This window comes from Hydrogenophaga sp. UC242_50 (genome assembly GCF_042697355.1).
In the GTDB taxonomy this organism is placed as follows: domain Bacteria; phylum Pseudomonadota; class Gammaproteobacteria; order Burkholderiales; family Burkholderiaceae_C; genus Hydrogenophaga.
In genome coordinates this window covers 642,703-655,778 of the sequence record NZ_CP170553.1, presented here as the reverse complement: position 1 = coordinate 655,778, position 13,076 = coordinate 642,703, and the positions used below count along the sequence as shown (strand labels likewise).

Genomic DNA, 13,076 nt, shown 5'->3' with positions numbered 1-13,076 from the left:
GACGCCGCAGGCGGCGCAGGGGGGATGGTCAGTGCAACAAGGCCATCGGGCCGCTGGGCAGGTCGTCCGCCGAGTACTCGGGGTGGTTGGAGACGAAGAAGCGCAGTTTCTGGTCGAGCCGGGCGACGCGGCTGTTCGCCACGCTTTCGCAGTGGTGCTTGGAAATCAGGCTGAACAGCTTGCTGCGCAGGAACCAGAGATCCTTGGGCGTCTGGCAGGACATCAGCGCGGCGTGCACGCGCTGGCGCACCGGGTCCTTGATGTCGGCCATGGCTTCATGGAACTCGTCAACCAGAAAATCCAGTTCCAGCACCTGGGTGTCGTGGTACTGCGGCTGTACCTGCCGGGATTTGCCAAACCATGGCAACCTGAAAAACATGACGCGCTCCGTTTCGTGGGTCTCAGGCCGAGGGGACAAGAAGTCCTCCGGCTACATCTGAAACATCGGCGCGGCAGGCGCAAGCTTGAGCGGCAGCGGGGCCCGACAGGCGGTGCGCCGACAGGCGGTTGAGGGTCTAGAACCTAGGTAATCAAAGGCCGGGAAAGCGCCCGGCTGGCATCAGACGAAAGCACTCACGACCCGAAGCACGTCCGAGCCGTAGGCTTCGCGCTTTTCTGGCCGATGCCGGCAATGCCGTCCAGATCGGCCAGGGTTTCGGGTTTGCGGCCGGCGATCGCGCGCAGGGTCGCGTCGTGGAAGATCACGAAGGCCGGCAGGTTGTGCTCGCGCGCCACGCCCGCGCGCCAGGCCTTGAGGGCCTCCAGGCATTCGCGTTCGGACAGGCTGAGCGGCACGCCATCGTCCTTGGCGGTGGCGCGCGAAGCGCGTTGCCGGCCGCTGCGCGCCGAGCTGGTGGCCTTGTCCGCCAGCGACTTGAGCCACACCGGGCTCTGGCCCTTGAGGATGTCGCGCGCCGCGTCGGCCAGGTGCAGGGTGTTGTAGGGCGCGTCGTGCACCTGCACCGCCTCGCGCGCGATCAGCTGACGCAGCAGCGCGCGCCACTGGGTTTCGGAGAGGTCGGCGCCGATGCCGAAGGTGGACAGCTTCTCGTGGCCGTACTGCTTGACCTTGTCGGTGGCCTTGCCGCGCAGGATGTCCATGATGTGGCCGGCACCGAAGGCGGTGCCGCTGGCCTGCTGAACGCGGTAGATGCACGAGAGCAGCTTGCGCGCCGATTCGGTCGCGTCGTGCAGCTCGGGCGGCGTGAGGCAGTTGTCGCAGTTGCCGCAAGGCTGGCTGGCTTCGCCGAAGTACGACAGCAGGCGCACGCGCCGGCAGTCGCTGGCTTCGGCCAGCGTGAGCAGCGCGTCGAGCTTGCCGCGCAGCACCTGCTTGAATTCGTCCGCCGCCGGACTTTCGTCGATCATGCGGCGCTGGTTCACCACGTCCTGCAGGCCGTAGGCCATCCAGGCGTTGGCGGGCTCGCCGTCGCGGCCCGCGCGGCCGGTCTCCTGGTAGTAGCCCTCGATGTTCTTGGGCATGTCCAGGTGGGCCACGAAGCGCACGTCGGGCTTGTCGATGCCCATGCCGAAGGCGATCGTGGCCACCATGATCAGGCCCTCCTCGCGCAGGAAGCGGTCCTGGTGGCGCTGGCGCACGGCCGCGTCCAGGCCCGCGTGATAGGGCAGCGCGTTGAAGCCGGCCTCGCACAGCATCGTGGCAGCTTCCTCGACCCGGCGGCGCGACTGGCAGTAGACGATGCCGGCGTCGTGACCGTCGGCACCGGTGTGCTCGTCGCGGATGAAGCGCTGCAGCTGGGTTGTGGCGTCCTTCTTCTCCACCAGCTGGTAGCGGATGTTGGGCCGGTCGAAGCTGCTGATGAAGGTGCGCGCTTCCTGCAGCTGCAGGCGCTCGACGATGTCGGCGCGCGTGAGGTCGTCGGCGGTGGCCGTCAGGGCCACGCGCGGCACGCCGGCGTAGCGCTCGTGCAGCACCACCAGGGCGCGGTACTCGGGGCGGAAGTCGTGGCCCCACTGGCTCACGCAATGCGCTTCGTCGATCGCGAACAGGCTGAGCTTGCCGCGCTCGTGCAGCGAGTCCAGCAGGGCCAGGAAACGCGGCGTGGTCAGGCGCTCGGGCGCCGCGTAGAGCAGGGTGAGCTCGCCGCGCAGCATCTGCTTCTCGACCTGCTGCGCGTCTTCCAGCGACAGGCTGGAGTTGAGAAAGGCCGCGGCCACGCCAGCCTCGATCAGCGCGCCCACCTGGTCGTGCATCAGCGCGATCAGCGGCGAGACCACCACGGTCAGGCCCTGGCCGGCGCGCTCGCGCACGATGGCCGGCACCTGGTAACACAGCGACTTGCCGCCACCCGTGGGCATGAGCACCAGCGCGTCGCCACCGGCGCCCACGTGCGAGACGATGTCGGCCTGCGGGCCCCGGAAGGCGTCGTAGCCGAACACCTCGTGCAACACGCCGAGGCTGGTTTCCAGGATTTCGCTGCCGGGGGCGATGTCGATGGCTTCGGTCATCCGTTTTACATCTGCTCCCAGGGCAGGCCGTCGTGGCGCCAGCCGTTGAGGCTGGAGCGCTTGAAGTCGTCGTTGAGTTCGCCCTCGAAGCCGTGCAGCACGTGCGCCACGTCGCTGAAGCCGGCGGCCTCCAGGGCCTGGCCCGCGTCCAGCGTGCGTTTGCCGCTGCGGCAGATCAGCAGGATCGGCCGGTGCTTGCCGCCGGCCTCCTGTTCGACCGACGACGCAAAGCGCGCCGGGTCGGGCGTGAGGTCGGGGTATTCGTACCAGGGAATGTTCTCCACGCCGGGCGGGCGGCCCACGTAGAGCGACTCGATCTCCATGCGCACGTCGACAAACAGCGGGGGCTCTTCGCCACGGGCCGCGCGCTGCTCGCGTTCGGCCTGCAGCCATGCCCAGGCCTGCTGGGGCGTGAGGTGTTTCATGGCGGGTATTGTCGGGGAATTCGCAGGGCCGCCCGGATGACCGTGGGCCCTGGGCCTGGGAGGCTACCTACAATCCAGGGCATGAACGCCCCTGCCTACACCCGCGCCCAGGCGCTGCCCGAGATCCTGAAGCACCGCATCGCCATCCTCGATGGCGCCATGGGCACCATGATCCAGCGCTTCAAGCTGGGTGAGGTCGAGTACCGGGGCGAGCGTTTCAAGGACTTCCACAAGGACGTCAAGGGCAACAACGAGCTGCTCAGCCTCACGCGCCCGGACGTGATCCGCGACATCCACGAGGGTTACCTCGCCGCCGGCGCCGACCTGATCGAGACCAACACCTTCGGCGCCACCACCATCGCGCAGGACGACTACGAGATGGGCCACCTCGCGCGCGAGATGAACCTGGCCTCGGCCCGCCTCGCCCGCGAGGCCTGCGACAAGTTCAGCACGCCCGACAAGCCGCGCTTCGTGGCCGGCGCCCTGGGCCCCACGCCCAAGACCGCGAGCATCAGCCCCGACGTGAACGACGCCGGCGCGCGCAACGTCACCTTCGAGCAGCTGCGCGCGGCCTACCTGGAGCAGATCGAGGCCCTGGTCGAGGGCGGGGCCGACGTGCTGCTGGTCGAGACCATCTTCGACACGCTCAACGCCAAGGCCGCGCTGTTCGCGGTGGACGAGTTCTTCGAGCAGTCGGGCCAGCGCCTGCCGCTGATCATCAGCGGCACCGTGACCGACGCCTCCGGCCGCATCCTCAGCGGCCAGACCGTGACCGCCTTCTGGGCCAGCGTGCGCCACCTACAGCCGCTGGCCGTGGGCCTGAACTGCGCGCTGGGCGCGGCGCTGATGCGCCCCTACATCCAGGAACTGGCCAAGGCCGCGGGCGACACCTTCATCAGCTGCTACCCCAACGCCGGCCTGCCCAACCCCATGAGCGACACCGGCTTCGACGAGACGCCGGCCGACACCAGCCGCCTGCTGCGCGAGTTCGCGGCCGAAGGTCTGGTCAACATCGTGGGCGGCTGCTGCGGCACCACGCCGCAGCACATCGAGGCGATCCGCCTGAGCGTGGAGCCCATGGCGCCGCGCAGCGTGCGGCGCGACTTCTTCTACAAGGAAGCGGCCTGAAGTCCCACGGCGGCGCGGGGTTTGAAGGACCTCGTGCATAATCGCCGTTCCCTTCAAGGGGAGTAGTCAGTCCACCACCCGGCGTCCAGCCGGGCCTCGGTGGGCGGGGTTTCCGTCATTACGTGGCCTGCGGGCCACCGGGAATCCAGAGCCGCGCCACGCGCGGTGGTGACAAGACCTTGGGGTGTTTGTTCAACACCAACCTGAGGTTTTTCAATGGAAAGCATTGCCCCGCTGTGGCTGTGGGTCGTCTTCGTCGTGTTCGTCGTGGCGGCTCTGTTCGTGGATTTCGTCGTGCTCAAGAAGCAGGGCTCGCACGCCGTGGGCGTGAAGGAGGCGCTGAACTGGTCGTTCGCCTGGGTGGCGCTCAGCCTGCTGTTCAACGGCCTGTTCTGGTGGGCCGTGAAGGACGCCACCGGTTCGAGCGCGATCGCGACCGAGAAGTCGCTCGAATTCCTCACCGGCTACCTGATCGAGAAGAGCCTGGCGGTCGACAACATCTTCGTCTTCCTGCTGATCTTCAGCTACTTCGCCGTGCCGGCGGCGTTCCAGAAGCGCGTGCTCATGATCGGCATCCTGGGCGCGATCGTGTTGCGCACCGTGATGATCCTGGTGGGCGGCTGGCTGCTGGCGCAGTTCCACTGGATCCTCTACGTGTTCGGCGCCTTCCTGGTGCTCACCGGCGTGAAGATGTGGTGGGCCGCCGGCCAGGAGCCCAGCCTGGACGAGAACCCCGCGCTGAAACTGCTGCGCCGCGTGCTGCCCGTGAGCAAGGGTTTTGACGGCGAGAAGTTCTTCACCGTGGAGAACGGCAAGCGCATCGCCACGCCGCTGCTCATGGTGATCTGCCTGGTCGGCTTCACCGACGTGATCTTCGCGGTCGACTCCATCCCGGCCATCTTCGCGGTCACGCGCGACCCGTTCATCGTGCTGACCAGCAACGTGTTCGCGATCCTGGGCCTGCGCGCCATGTTCTTCCTGCTGCAGGCCGCGGCGAGCCGCTTTCACCTGCTCAACTACGGGCTGGCGCTGATCCTGGTCTTCATCGGCACCAAGATGCTGCTGATCGACATCTACAAGATCCCGGTCGCGGTGGCGCTGGGCGTGGTGCTGTCCATCCTGGCCGTCACCATGCTCTGGAGCGCGCGCACGGCGAAGGCCTGACGCTTCAGTCCAGGTCGGGCACCAGCCGGTCGATCTCCTGCTGCATGGAGAACACCAGCTGGCTGTAGAGCTGCAGCTTGCTGTCGGCCTCGCGCAGGCGCCGGCTCAGGCGCAGCGCCACGGCGCTGAGCAGTTTGGCGGCGGTGGCGGGCTCTTCGGCGATCAGCGCCTCCAGCGCATCGCGCGTGAGCACCGCGCAGCGCACTTCGGTGCTGGCGGTGCAGGTGGCCGAGCGCGCCGCGCCGTCCATCAGCGACATCTCACCCATCAGGTGGCCGGGGCCGAGCACGTTGACGGTCTGGGCGTCGACGCGGCTCACGTTGAGCGCCTCGACCGTGACCTCGCCTTCCACCACCAGCGCCATGAAGCCGTCGTCACCGCTGCCCCCGCTGTCGCCCTGGCGGATGATGGCCTCACCCTCGGCGCAGCGCCGCACCTCCATGTAGGCCACCACCGTGAGCGCCTCGCGCTCGCTGAGCTGGATCAGCGCGTTCGCCGAGCGCAGCAGCTCCGCCGCGCGCCGGGCCGTGCCCGAAGCGCTCGCGCGGGCGCGGCGCTCGTTGGGGCGCGCGCCGAACAGGGTGTTGAACAAGGCCATGGCGGGTGACGGGTGGGCGGGGTGGGCAAACCAAGCGATTGTCGTGCCTTCTGGCGCTATGCACCGCTTTGGCACATCGATTGCTTGGGTAAGGCCCATGCACCTGGACGCCAACCACCTCGTCAGCCGGCCCGAAGCGCCCGCCACCACCGGCGCCTGGCGCGACCCGCTCGCGCTGCTGCTGGCCTCCACCGGGGAGGGGGTGTTCGGCGTGGACCTCGACGGCCTGTGCGTGTTCATCAACCACGCCGGGGCCCGCATGATCGGCTTCGAGCCGGCCGAGCTGCTGGGCTCCAACATGCACGACCTCACCCACCACTCGCACGCCGATGGTGCGCACTACCCGGTGGAGGACTGCCCGATCTTCAACGCCTTCCGCCAGGGCCTGCCCTGCCGCATCGACAGCGAGGTGTTCTGGCGCCGCGACGGCAGCAGCTTCCCGGTGGAGTACTCCAGCCACCCCATCGTGGACGGCGGCGAGGTGCGCGGCGCGGTCGTCACCTTCGTCGACATCACCGAGCGCAAGCGCGCCGCCGACGCCCTGCGGCGCGCCAAAGACCAGCTGGAAGAGCGTGTAGGTGAGCGCACGCTCGCGCTGGCCACCGCATTGAAGCAGGTGCGTGAACTGGCCGCCCGCTCGGAAACCGTGCGCGAGGACGAGCGCACCCGCATTGCGCGCGAGGTGCACGACGAGCTGGGCAGCCTGCTGGTGGCGCTCAAGATGGACGTGAACTGGATGGACAAGCGCCTGTCCGAGCAGGAGCAGCGCAGCGCCGACGCCGCGCACGACATGCGCGAGCGCATGCGCTGCAAGTGCCAGAACATGAGCCGGCTGATCGAGACCGCGGTGGACAACGTCGGCCGCATCATCACCGACCTGCGCCCCAGCATCCTGGACCACCAGGGCCTGTGGGCCGCGCTGGAGTGGCAGGCGCAGGAATTCGTGCAGTCGGCCGAGCTGGCGCTGGACTGGCACCTGGCCGTGGCCGAGGCCCCCGAGCCGCCCGAACCCCTGGCCATGGCGGTGTTCCGCATCTTCCAGGAGATGCTCAGCAACGTCGGGCGCCACGCGCACGCCGACCGCCTGGGTGTCCACATCGTCGTGCGGGGGACTGCCCTGCAACTGACCGTGCAGGACAATGGCGTGGGTGCGCCGCCGCAGGCCTTCGAGGCCGCGAATGCCTATGGCGTGATGGGCATGCGCGAGCGGGCGCGCCATTTCGGTGGCGATATTCAAATAGAGAGCGCACCAGGCCAGGGCACCCGCATGTGCCTGACGGTGACGCTGCTCCCGGAGACACAGGCACAGACATGAACACCTCTTTCGACCTGCTGGCCGAGACCATCCGCGTGCTGATCGGCGACGACCACCGCATCGTGCGCGAAGGGCTCAAGCAGATCCTGGCCGACGCGCCCGATGTGCAGGTGGTGGCCGAGGCCCAGACCGGGCCGGACGTGCTGGCGCAGGTGCGCGAGCTCGGCGGCAGCCTGGGGCTGGACCTGGTGCTGCTCGACATCGCCATGCCCGGGCTCGACGGGCTGGACGTGCTGCAGGCCATCAAGCGCGAGCACCCGCGCCTGCCGGTGCTCATGCTCAGCACCTACCCCGAGAAGCAGTACGCGGTGCGCTGCATCCGCCTGGGTGCCTGCGGCTACCTGAACAAGAGCGCCGACCCCGACGACATGCTCGCCGCCGTGCGCAAGGCCGCCGGCGGCGCGGTGTTCGTGAGCCAGGCCACGGCCGAGGCGCTGGCCGCCGCCGTGGGCAGCGCGGGCGCGCAGGGCGGGCCCGAGGCGCTCTCGCACCGCGAGTACCAGGTTTACCGCCTGCTCACCCAGGGCCGCACCGTGAGCGAAATTGGTGCACAGCTCGGCCTGGCACCCAACACCGTGAGCACTTACCGTGCGCGCGTGCTCGAAAAGACCGGCGCGAAGAACGACGTGGAACTCGCGCTCTACGCCGAACGCCACGCGCGCGCGCCCGAAAAGCGCCTGAGATCGCCTGAAAGGCCGCGTTTTGTAGGGCTAGCCCTACACCGCGTCGGTCGGCGCGGCACGACTTGCGCCACGCAGCGCGCGGCACCCGGCTTCTGGCCCGGTGCTTGCAAAGAGCCCCTCGTCTTCAACACACGAGGTGCGCCATGTCCGACTTCTTCGATCCCTACAACGCCGATCGTCCGCTCATGATGAAGTGCAGCTGCGGGCGCGAGCACACCGTGGCCGACCACCACGCCGAGGTGGCCGCCGACAGCGCCGCCATCGAACTGCGCCGGCGCAGCGAGACCGCCGAGTTCGAGGCCTACAGCAACGAGTTCATCGAGGCCACCCTGGTCAAGGCGCTGTTCCCGCAGGACGAGATGCGCCGCCGCTTCCTGCGCGCGGTGGGCAAGGGCACGGCCATGGCCGCCATCGCCAGCGTGCTGCCGGTGACCAGCCTGCAAGCCCTGGCGCAGGAGGCCGGCACCAAGAAAGGCACGCTGGAGAAGACCAACCTCAAGGTCGGCTTCATCCCCATCACCTGCGCCACGCCGCTGATCATGGCCCACCCGCTGGGCTTCTACAGCAAGCAGGGCCTCAACGTCGAAGTCACCAAGACGGCGGGCTGGGCCCTGGTGCGCGACAAGATGATCAACAAGGAGTACGACGCCTCGCACTTCCTCTCGCCCATGCCGCTGGCATCTCGCTCGGCCTGGGCAGCAACGCCACGCCGATGAACGTGGCGCACCATCCAGAACATCAACGGCCAGGCCATCACGCTGAGCCTGAAGCACAAGGACAACCGCGACCCGAAGAACTGGAAGGGCTTCAAGTTCGGCATTCCGTTCGACTACTCGATCCACAACTTCCTGCTGCGCTACTACCTGGCCGAAGCCGGCCTGAACCCCGACACCGACGTGCAGCTGCGCGTGATCCCGCCGGCCGAGATGGTGGCGAACCTGCGCGCGGGCAACATCGACGGCTTCCTCGGCCCCGACCCCTTCAACCAGCGCGCGGTGTTCGACGAGGTCGGTTTCATCCACGTGCTCACCAAGGACCTCTGGAACGGCCACCCCTGCTGCGCCTTCGGCACCAGCACCGAGTTCATCCAGAAGAACCCCAACACCTTCGCCGCGCTCTACCGCGCGGTGCTCACCTCGGCCGCCATGGCGCGCGACCCGAAGAACCGCGAGCTCATCGCCAAGGTGATCGCGCCCAGCCAGTACCTCAACCAGCCCGAGGCCGTGCTCACGCAAGTGCTCACCGGCCGCTTCGCCGACGGCCTGGGCAAGATCCAGACCGTGCCCGACCGCGCCGACTTCGACCCCATGCCCTGGCAGAGCATGGCGGTGTGGATGCTCACGCAGATGCAGCGCTGGGGCTACATCAAGGGCGAGGTGAACTACCAGCAGATCGCCGAGAAGGTTTTCCTCATCACCGACGCGCGCAAGCACATGAAGGAACTCGGCCAGCCCTTCGCGGCCGGCCCGGGTTATGCCAAGCACACCATCATGGGCAAGGTGTTCGACCCGGCCAAACCCGCCGAGTACCTGAAGAGCTTCGCGATCCAGAAGGCGGCCTGAGCATGAAAGTCGCGAGCCTCAACCTGCGCGCCGCGCTGGTCTCCCTGCTGCTGTTCGCCGTCTTCATCGGCGCCTGGCAGCTCTCCACCAGCGGGCCCAGCATCGGCGGTTCTTCGGCCGGCATGACGGCCGAGGAGATCGAGTACGCCAAGATGATGGGCAAGGATCCCGGCGCGGCCAAGAGCACCGGCTTCCCGCCGCCGATCGAGGTGGCGAAGGCGAGCTGGGCGCAGCTGGCCGACCCGTTCTACGACAAGGGCCCGAACGACAAGGGCATCGGCATCCAGCTCGCGCACTCGCTGGCGCGCGTGGGCCTGGGCTTCGTGCTGGCGATGGCCGTGGCGATCCCGCTGGGCTTTCTCATCGGCATGTCGCCGCTGATGCGCAAGGCCTTCGACCCCTTCGTGCAGGTGCTCAAACCCATCAGCCCGCTGGCCTGGATGCCGCTGGCGCTCTACACGCTCAAGGACTCGGACGTCAGCGGCATCTTCGTCATCTTCATCTGCTCGGTCTGGCCCATGCTGATCAACACCGCTTTCGGCGTGGCCTCGGTCAAGCGCGAGTGGCTCAACGTGGCCAGCACGCTGGAGGTCAACCCGATCCGCAAGGCCTTCCAGGTGATCCTGCCGGCGGCCGCGCCCACCATCCTCACCGGCATGCGCATCAGCATGGGCATCGCCTGGCTGGTCATCGTGGCCGCCGAGATGCTGGTCGGCGGCACCGGCGTGGGCTACTTCGTGTGGAACGAGTGGAACAACCTCTCGCTCACCAACGTGATCTTCGCCGTGCTGCTCATCGGCGTGGTCGGCATGCTGCTCGACCTGATGTTCGCCCAGCTCCAGAAGGCGGTGACCTATGTGGAGTGAGTCCAGCGTGCGCGAAGGCGCGGTGGCCGCCCAGCCCGCCGCACCGGCCCCAACGAAAGCCCCCAAGATGACCGGTTTCCTCCAGGTTGAAAACCTCGCCAAGGCCTACCAGGCCGACAAGCCGGTGTTCGCCGACGTGTCCTTCGCCATCGACAAGGGCGAGTTCGTCTGCATCATCGGCCACAGCGGCTGCGGCAAGACCACCATCCTCAACGTGCTCGCGGGCCTGGACACCGCGAGCTCGGGCCACTGCTTCATGGACGGCCGCGAGATCGCCGGCCCCAGCCTGGAGCGCGGCGTGGTGTTCCAGAGCCACGCGCTCATGCCCTGGCTCACGGTGCGGCAGAACATCGCCTTCGCGGTGAAGTCGCGCTGGCCCGACATGCCGCGCGCCGACCTCAACGCCCACGTCGAAAAGTTCGTCGCGCTCGTGGGCCTGAGCCCGGCCATCGACAAGAAGCCCAGCCAGCTCTCGGGCGGCATGAAGCAGCGCGTGGGCATCGCGCGCGCCTTCGCCATCCAGCCCAAGATGCTGCTGCTCGACGAACCCTTCGGCGCGCTGGACGCGCTCACGCGCGGCACCATCCAGGACGAGCTCATGGGCATCGTGCGCGAGACGCGGCAGACCGTCTTCATGATCACGCACGACGTGGACGAGGCCATCCTGCTGGCCGACCGCATCCTGCTCATGAGCAACGGCAGCGAAGGCGCCAACGGCTACGTGCCCGGCGGCATGGCCGAGGTGGTGGTCAACCCGCTGCCGCGCAGCCGCACGCGCGCGCAGCTGCACCACCTGGATGGTTATTACGACCTGCGCAACCACATCGTCGATTTCTTGGTCTCGCGTGCGCGAGCCCATTGAACCCCCCGCGTCGCCTTCGGCGCCTCCCCCCTCAGAGAGGGGGGGACACCTGGGGCCGGCGGAGCCGGACCCGCGGTGTCCCTGGATCGACCCCTTTCACTCAACCGTTTCATCAACAAGAGGCAACACATGAACCGACTCGACGTCACCGAAAAGATCATTTCCACCAAGGTGTCCAAAGGCATCAGCTGGGCCGACGTGGCCAAGAAGGTGGGCCAGTCCAAGGAATGGACCACGGCGCTGTGCCTGGGCCAGATGACCGCCTCGCCCGCCCAGGCCAAGGTGGTGGGCAAGATCTTCGGCCTCTCGGTGGAAGAGCAGAAGTGGCTGCAGGTCGTGCCCTACAAGGGCTCGCTGCTCACGCCCGTGCCGACCGATCCGCTGATCTACCGCTGGTACGAGATCGTCAGCGTCTACGGCACCACCATCAAGGAGCTGATCCACGAGGAGTTCGGCGACGGCATCATGAGCGCGATCGACTTCAGCATGGACATCGAGCGCCAGGCCGATCCGAAAGGCGACCGCGTGAACGTGGTGCTCTCGGGCAAGTTCCTCCCGTACAAGCAGTACTGATGGAACCGCGCCCGCCGCTGCCACCGTTCACGCGCGAGTCGGCCGTCGAGAAGGTGCGTCTGGCCGAGGACGCGTGGAATTCGCGCGACCCCGACCGCGTCGTCAAGGTCTACACCGAGGACACGCGCTGGCGCAACCGCGCCGAGTTCCCGGTGGGCCGCGACGCGGTGCACGCCTTCCTGGTGCGCAAGTGGGCGAAGGAGCTGGACTACCGGCTCATCAAGGAGCTGTGGGCCTTCGAGGCGAACCGCATCGCGGTGCGCTTCGTCTACGAATGGCGCGACGACTCGGGCCACTGGTTCCGCTCGCACGGCAACGAGAACTGGCAGTTCAACGACCTGGGCTACATGGAACAGCGCCACGCCAGCATCAACGACCGGCCGATCCACGAGAGCGAGCGGCTGTTCCACTGGCCGCTCGGCCGGCGGCCCGACGACCACCCGGGGCTGAGCGCGCTCGGGCTGTGAGCGCGGCCCTCAGGCCGCGGGTGTTCCGGGGGCCTGCAGCTCCAGCCAGTCCTGGAAGGCCTTCATGGCCGCGCTCTTGCGCCGCGTCTTCAGGCGCGTGAGCCAGTAGCCGCCCACGTCCACCTCGGCCTCGAACAGGCGCACCAGCCGCCCGCTCTGCAGGTCGCGGGTGAACAGCGACACCGGCAGCAGGGCCACGCCCGCGCCCTGGGCGGCGGCATCGGCCAGCACCAGCGAAGAGTCGAACATCGGCCCGGTGAGCAGCGGCGCGCGCCCGCCCACTGCCTCGAACCACTGCGCCCACTCGTCCGAGCGGTAGGAGCGCAGCAGCGTCTCGCGCCCCAGGTCGGCCACCGCGCGGATGCGGTGCGCCAGGGCCGGCGCACCCACCGGCGCCAGCGGCGCGGCCAGCAGGTGCCGCGTCTGCAGGCCGGGCCACTGGCCGTCGCCGAAGCGGATCGCGCAGTCCAGGCCCTCGGCCGCGAGGTCGATGCGGTTGTTGTGCGTGAACAGCCGCAGCTCCACGAAGGGGTGGCGCGCCTGGAAGTCGCGCAGGCGCGGCAGCAGCCAGCCCACCGCGAAGGTGCCCACCGCGCCCACCGACAGCACCTCGCGCTTGTGCGCGCCCTTGAAGCTCTCCAGCGTGGCCGAGACGCGCGCGAACGCGTCCACCAGCGTGGGCAACAGGGCCATGCCCTCGTCGGTCAGCGCCAGGCCGCGTGGCACGCGCCGGAACAGCGGCTTGCCCAGGCGCTGCTCCAGGTTCTTCACATGCTGGCTCACGGCGGTCTGCGTGAGGTTCAACTCCTGCGCGGCGCGCGTGAAGCTCAGGTGGCGCGCCGACACCTCGAAGGCGCGCAGGGCGTTGAGTGGCAGGTCCATGGCTTTAATCCCCAAGTTTTTCCGTGGTGTGGCCTCGATTATTCCCGTTTGAACGGGATGGCCGTCCTGCCTACGATGCAGG

Annotated in this window: 12 protein-coding genes and 2 pseudogenes; 9 read left to right on the top strand and 5 right to left on the bottom strand. The window is 68.2% G+C overall.

Annotation, left to right across the window (positions count from 1 at the left end):
• Nucleotides 1–28 precede the first annotated feature (28 nt).
• The 3 genes from ACFJGX_RS03410 to ACFJGX_RS03400 form a co-directional block, all read right to left on the bottom strand.
• Nucleotides 29–379 carry a hypothetical protein gene (locus ACFJGX_RS03410; protein WP_291120422.1) on the bottom strand — a complete coding sequence of 117 codons (351 nt, stop codon included), beginning with the start codon at nucleotides 377–379 and terminating at the stop codon, nucleotides 29–31.
• A gap of 194 nt (nucleotides 380–573) precedes the next feature.
• Nucleotides 574–2,469: a DNA helicase RecQ gene (recQ, locus tag ACFJGX_RS03405; RefSeq protein ID WP_382327733.1), complete on the bottom strand. Its 1,896-nt coding sequence runs from the start codon at nucleotides 2,467–2,469 to the stop codon at nucleotides 574–576.
• Nucleotides 2,470–2,474: 5 nt separating this feature from the next.
• The gene (locus ACFJGX_RS03400) at nucleotides 2,475–2,894 is read right to left on the bottom strand and encodes a rhodanese-like domain-containing protein (protein ID WP_382163436.1); all 420 of its coding nucleotides are present in this window, start codon (nucleotides 2,892–2,894) and stop codon (nucleotides 2,475–2,477) included.
• An 81-nt stretch (nucleotides 2,895–2,975) separates the two neighbouring features.
• Here ACFJGX_RS03400 and ACFJGX_RS03395 point away from each other — a divergent pair, with 81 nt between their 5' ends.
• Both ACFJGX_RS03395 and ACFJGX_RS03390 read left to right on the top strand, forming a co-directional pair.
• The gene (locus ACFJGX_RS03395) at nucleotides 2,976–4,022 is read left to right on the top strand and encodes a homocysteine S-methyltransferase family protein (RefSeq protein ID WP_382322711.1); all 1,047 of its coding nucleotides are present in this window, start codon (nucleotides 2,976–2,978) and stop codon (nucleotides 4,020–4,022) included.
• Nucleotides 4,023–4,238: 216 nt separating this feature from the next.
• Entirely contained in the window at nucleotides 4,239–5,186 is a 948-nt protein-coding gene (locus ACFJGX_RS03390; RefSeq protein ID WP_382322712.1) for a TerC family protein, read from the top strand.
• 4 nt (nucleotides 5,187–5,190) lie between these two features.
• Here the strand turns inward: ACFJGX_RS03390 and ACFJGX_RS03385 are convergent, their stop codons facing one another.
• Nucleotides 5,191–5,784 (bottom strand): cyclic nucleotide-binding domain-containing protein, encoded by a 594-nt coding sequence (locus ACFJGX_RS03385; RefSeq protein ID WP_382322713.1) that lies wholly within the window; start codon nucleotides 5,782–5,784, stop codon nucleotides 5,191–5,193.
• Nucleotides 5,785–5,881: 97 nt separating this feature from the next.
• On the opposite strand from ACFJGX_RS03385, the gene ACFJGX_RS03380 reads away from it, so the two are divergent.
• From ACFJGX_RS03380 to ACFJGX_RS03350, 7 genes and pseudogenes are all read left to right on the top strand, one after another.
• Complete coding sequence (locus tag ACFJGX_RS03380; protein ID WP_382322714.1) at nucleotides 5,882–7,099, top strand: PAS domain S-box protein; 1,218 nt, start codon at nucleotides 5,882–5,884, stop codon at nucleotides 7,097–7,099.
• Nucleotides 7,096–7,758: pseudogene (locus tag ACFJGX_RS03375) on the top strand (response regulator); the annotation flags it as partial. The gene ACFJGX_RS03380 and the pseudogene ACFJGX_RS03375, both read left to right, overlap by 4 nt.
• 167 nt (nucleotides 7,759–7,925) lie before the next feature.
• Nucleotides 7,926–9,344 (top strand): annotated as a pseudogene (locus ACFJGX_RS03370) (CmpA/NrtA family ABC transporter substrate-binding protein).
• Nucleotides 9,345–9,346: 2 nt separating this feature from the next.
• A complete protein-coding gene (gene ntrB, locus ACFJGX_RS03365) occupies nucleotides 9,347–10,210 on the top strand; it encodes a nitrate ABC transporter permease (protein WP_382163424.1) in 864 nt (287 codons plus the stop codon).
• Nucleotides 10,200–11,072, top strand: coding sequence for an ABC transporter ATP-binding protein (locus ACFJGX_RS03360; protein ID WP_382163422.1), 873 nt, complete (start codon nucleotides 10,200–10,202; stop codon nucleotides 11,070–11,072). Before ntrB ends, ACFJGX_RS03360 begins: the two co-directional genes overlap by 11 nt.
• 129 nt (nucleotides 11,073–11,201) lie before the next feature.
• Nucleotides 11,202–11,645, top strand: coding sequence for a cyanase (gene cynS / locus ACFJGX_RS03355; RefSeq protein ID WP_382322715.1), 444 nt, complete (start codon nucleotides 11,202–11,204; stop codon nucleotides 11,643–11,645).
• A complete protein-coding gene (locus ACFJGX_RS03350; RefSeq protein WP_382322716.1) occupies nucleotides 11,645–12,112 on the top strand; it encodes a DUF1348 family protein in 468 nt (155 codons plus the stop codon). Before cynS ends, ACFJGX_RS03350 begins: the two co-directional genes overlap by 1 nt.
• A gap of 9 nt (nucleotides 12,113–12,121) precedes the next feature.
• On the opposite strand, the gene ACFJGX_RS03345 is transcribed toward ACFJGX_RS03350, so the two are convergent.
• Nucleotides 12,122–12,994, bottom strand: a complete 873-nt coding sequence (locus tag ACFJGX_RS03345; protein WP_382322717.1) for a LysR family transcriptional regulator — start codon at nucleotides 12,992–12,994, stop codon at nucleotides 12,122–12,124.
• Nucleotides 12,995–13,076 lie beyond the last annotated feature (82 nt).

Bases quoted from the DNA above. Each gene is read 5' to 3' on its own strand.
- ACFJGX_RS03380 (WP_382322714.1), top strand. From the start codon at position 5,882: ATGCACCTGGACGCCAACCACCTCGTCAGCCGGCCCGAAGCGCCCGCC.
- ACFJGX_RS03390 (WP_382322712.1), top strand. From the start codon at position 4,239: ATGGAAAGCATTGCCCCGCTGTGGCTGTGGGTCGTCTTCGTCGTGTTC.
- ACFJGX_RS03410 (WP_291120422.1), bottom strand. From the start codon at position 379: ATGTTTTTCAGGTTGCCATGGTTTGGCAAATCCCGGCAGGTACAGCCG.
- ACFJGX_RS03400 (WP_382163436.1), bottom strand. From the start codon at position 2,894: ATGAAACACCTCACGCCCCAGCAGGCCTGGGCATGGCTGCAGGCCGAA.
- ACFJGX_RS03360 (WP_382163422.1), top strand. From the start codon at position 10,200: ATGTGGAGTGAGTCCAGCGTGCGCGAAGGCGCGGTGGCCGCCCAGCCC.
- ACFJGX_RS03345 (WP_382322717.1), bottom strand. From the start codon at position 12,994: ATGGACCTGCCACTCAACGCCCTGCGCGCCTTCGAGGTGTCGGCGCGC.
- cynS (WP_382322715.1), top strand. From the start codon at position 11,202: ATGAACCGACTCGACGTCACCGAAAAGATCATTTCCACCAAGGTGTCC.
- ntrB (WP_382163424.1), top strand. From the start codon at position 9,347: ATGAAAGTCGCGAGCCTCAACCTGCGCGCCGCGCTGGTCTCCCTGCTG.
- ACFJGX_RS03385 (WP_382322713.1), bottom strand. From the start codon at position 5,784: ATGGCCTTGTTCAACACCCTGTTCGGCGCGCGCCCCAACGAGCGCCGC.
- ACFJGX_RS03350 (WP_382322716.1), top strand. From the start codon at position 11,645: ATGGAACCGCGCCCGCCGCTGCCACCGTTCACGCGCGAGTCGGCCGTC.
- ACFJGX_RS03395 (WP_382322711.1), top strand. From the start codon at position 2,976: ATGAACGCCCCTGCCTACACCCGCGCCCAGGCGCTGCCCGAGATCCTG.
- recQ (WP_382327733.1), bottom strand. From the start codon at position 2,469: ATGACCGAAGCCATCGACATCGCCCCCGGCAGCGAAATCCTGGAAACC.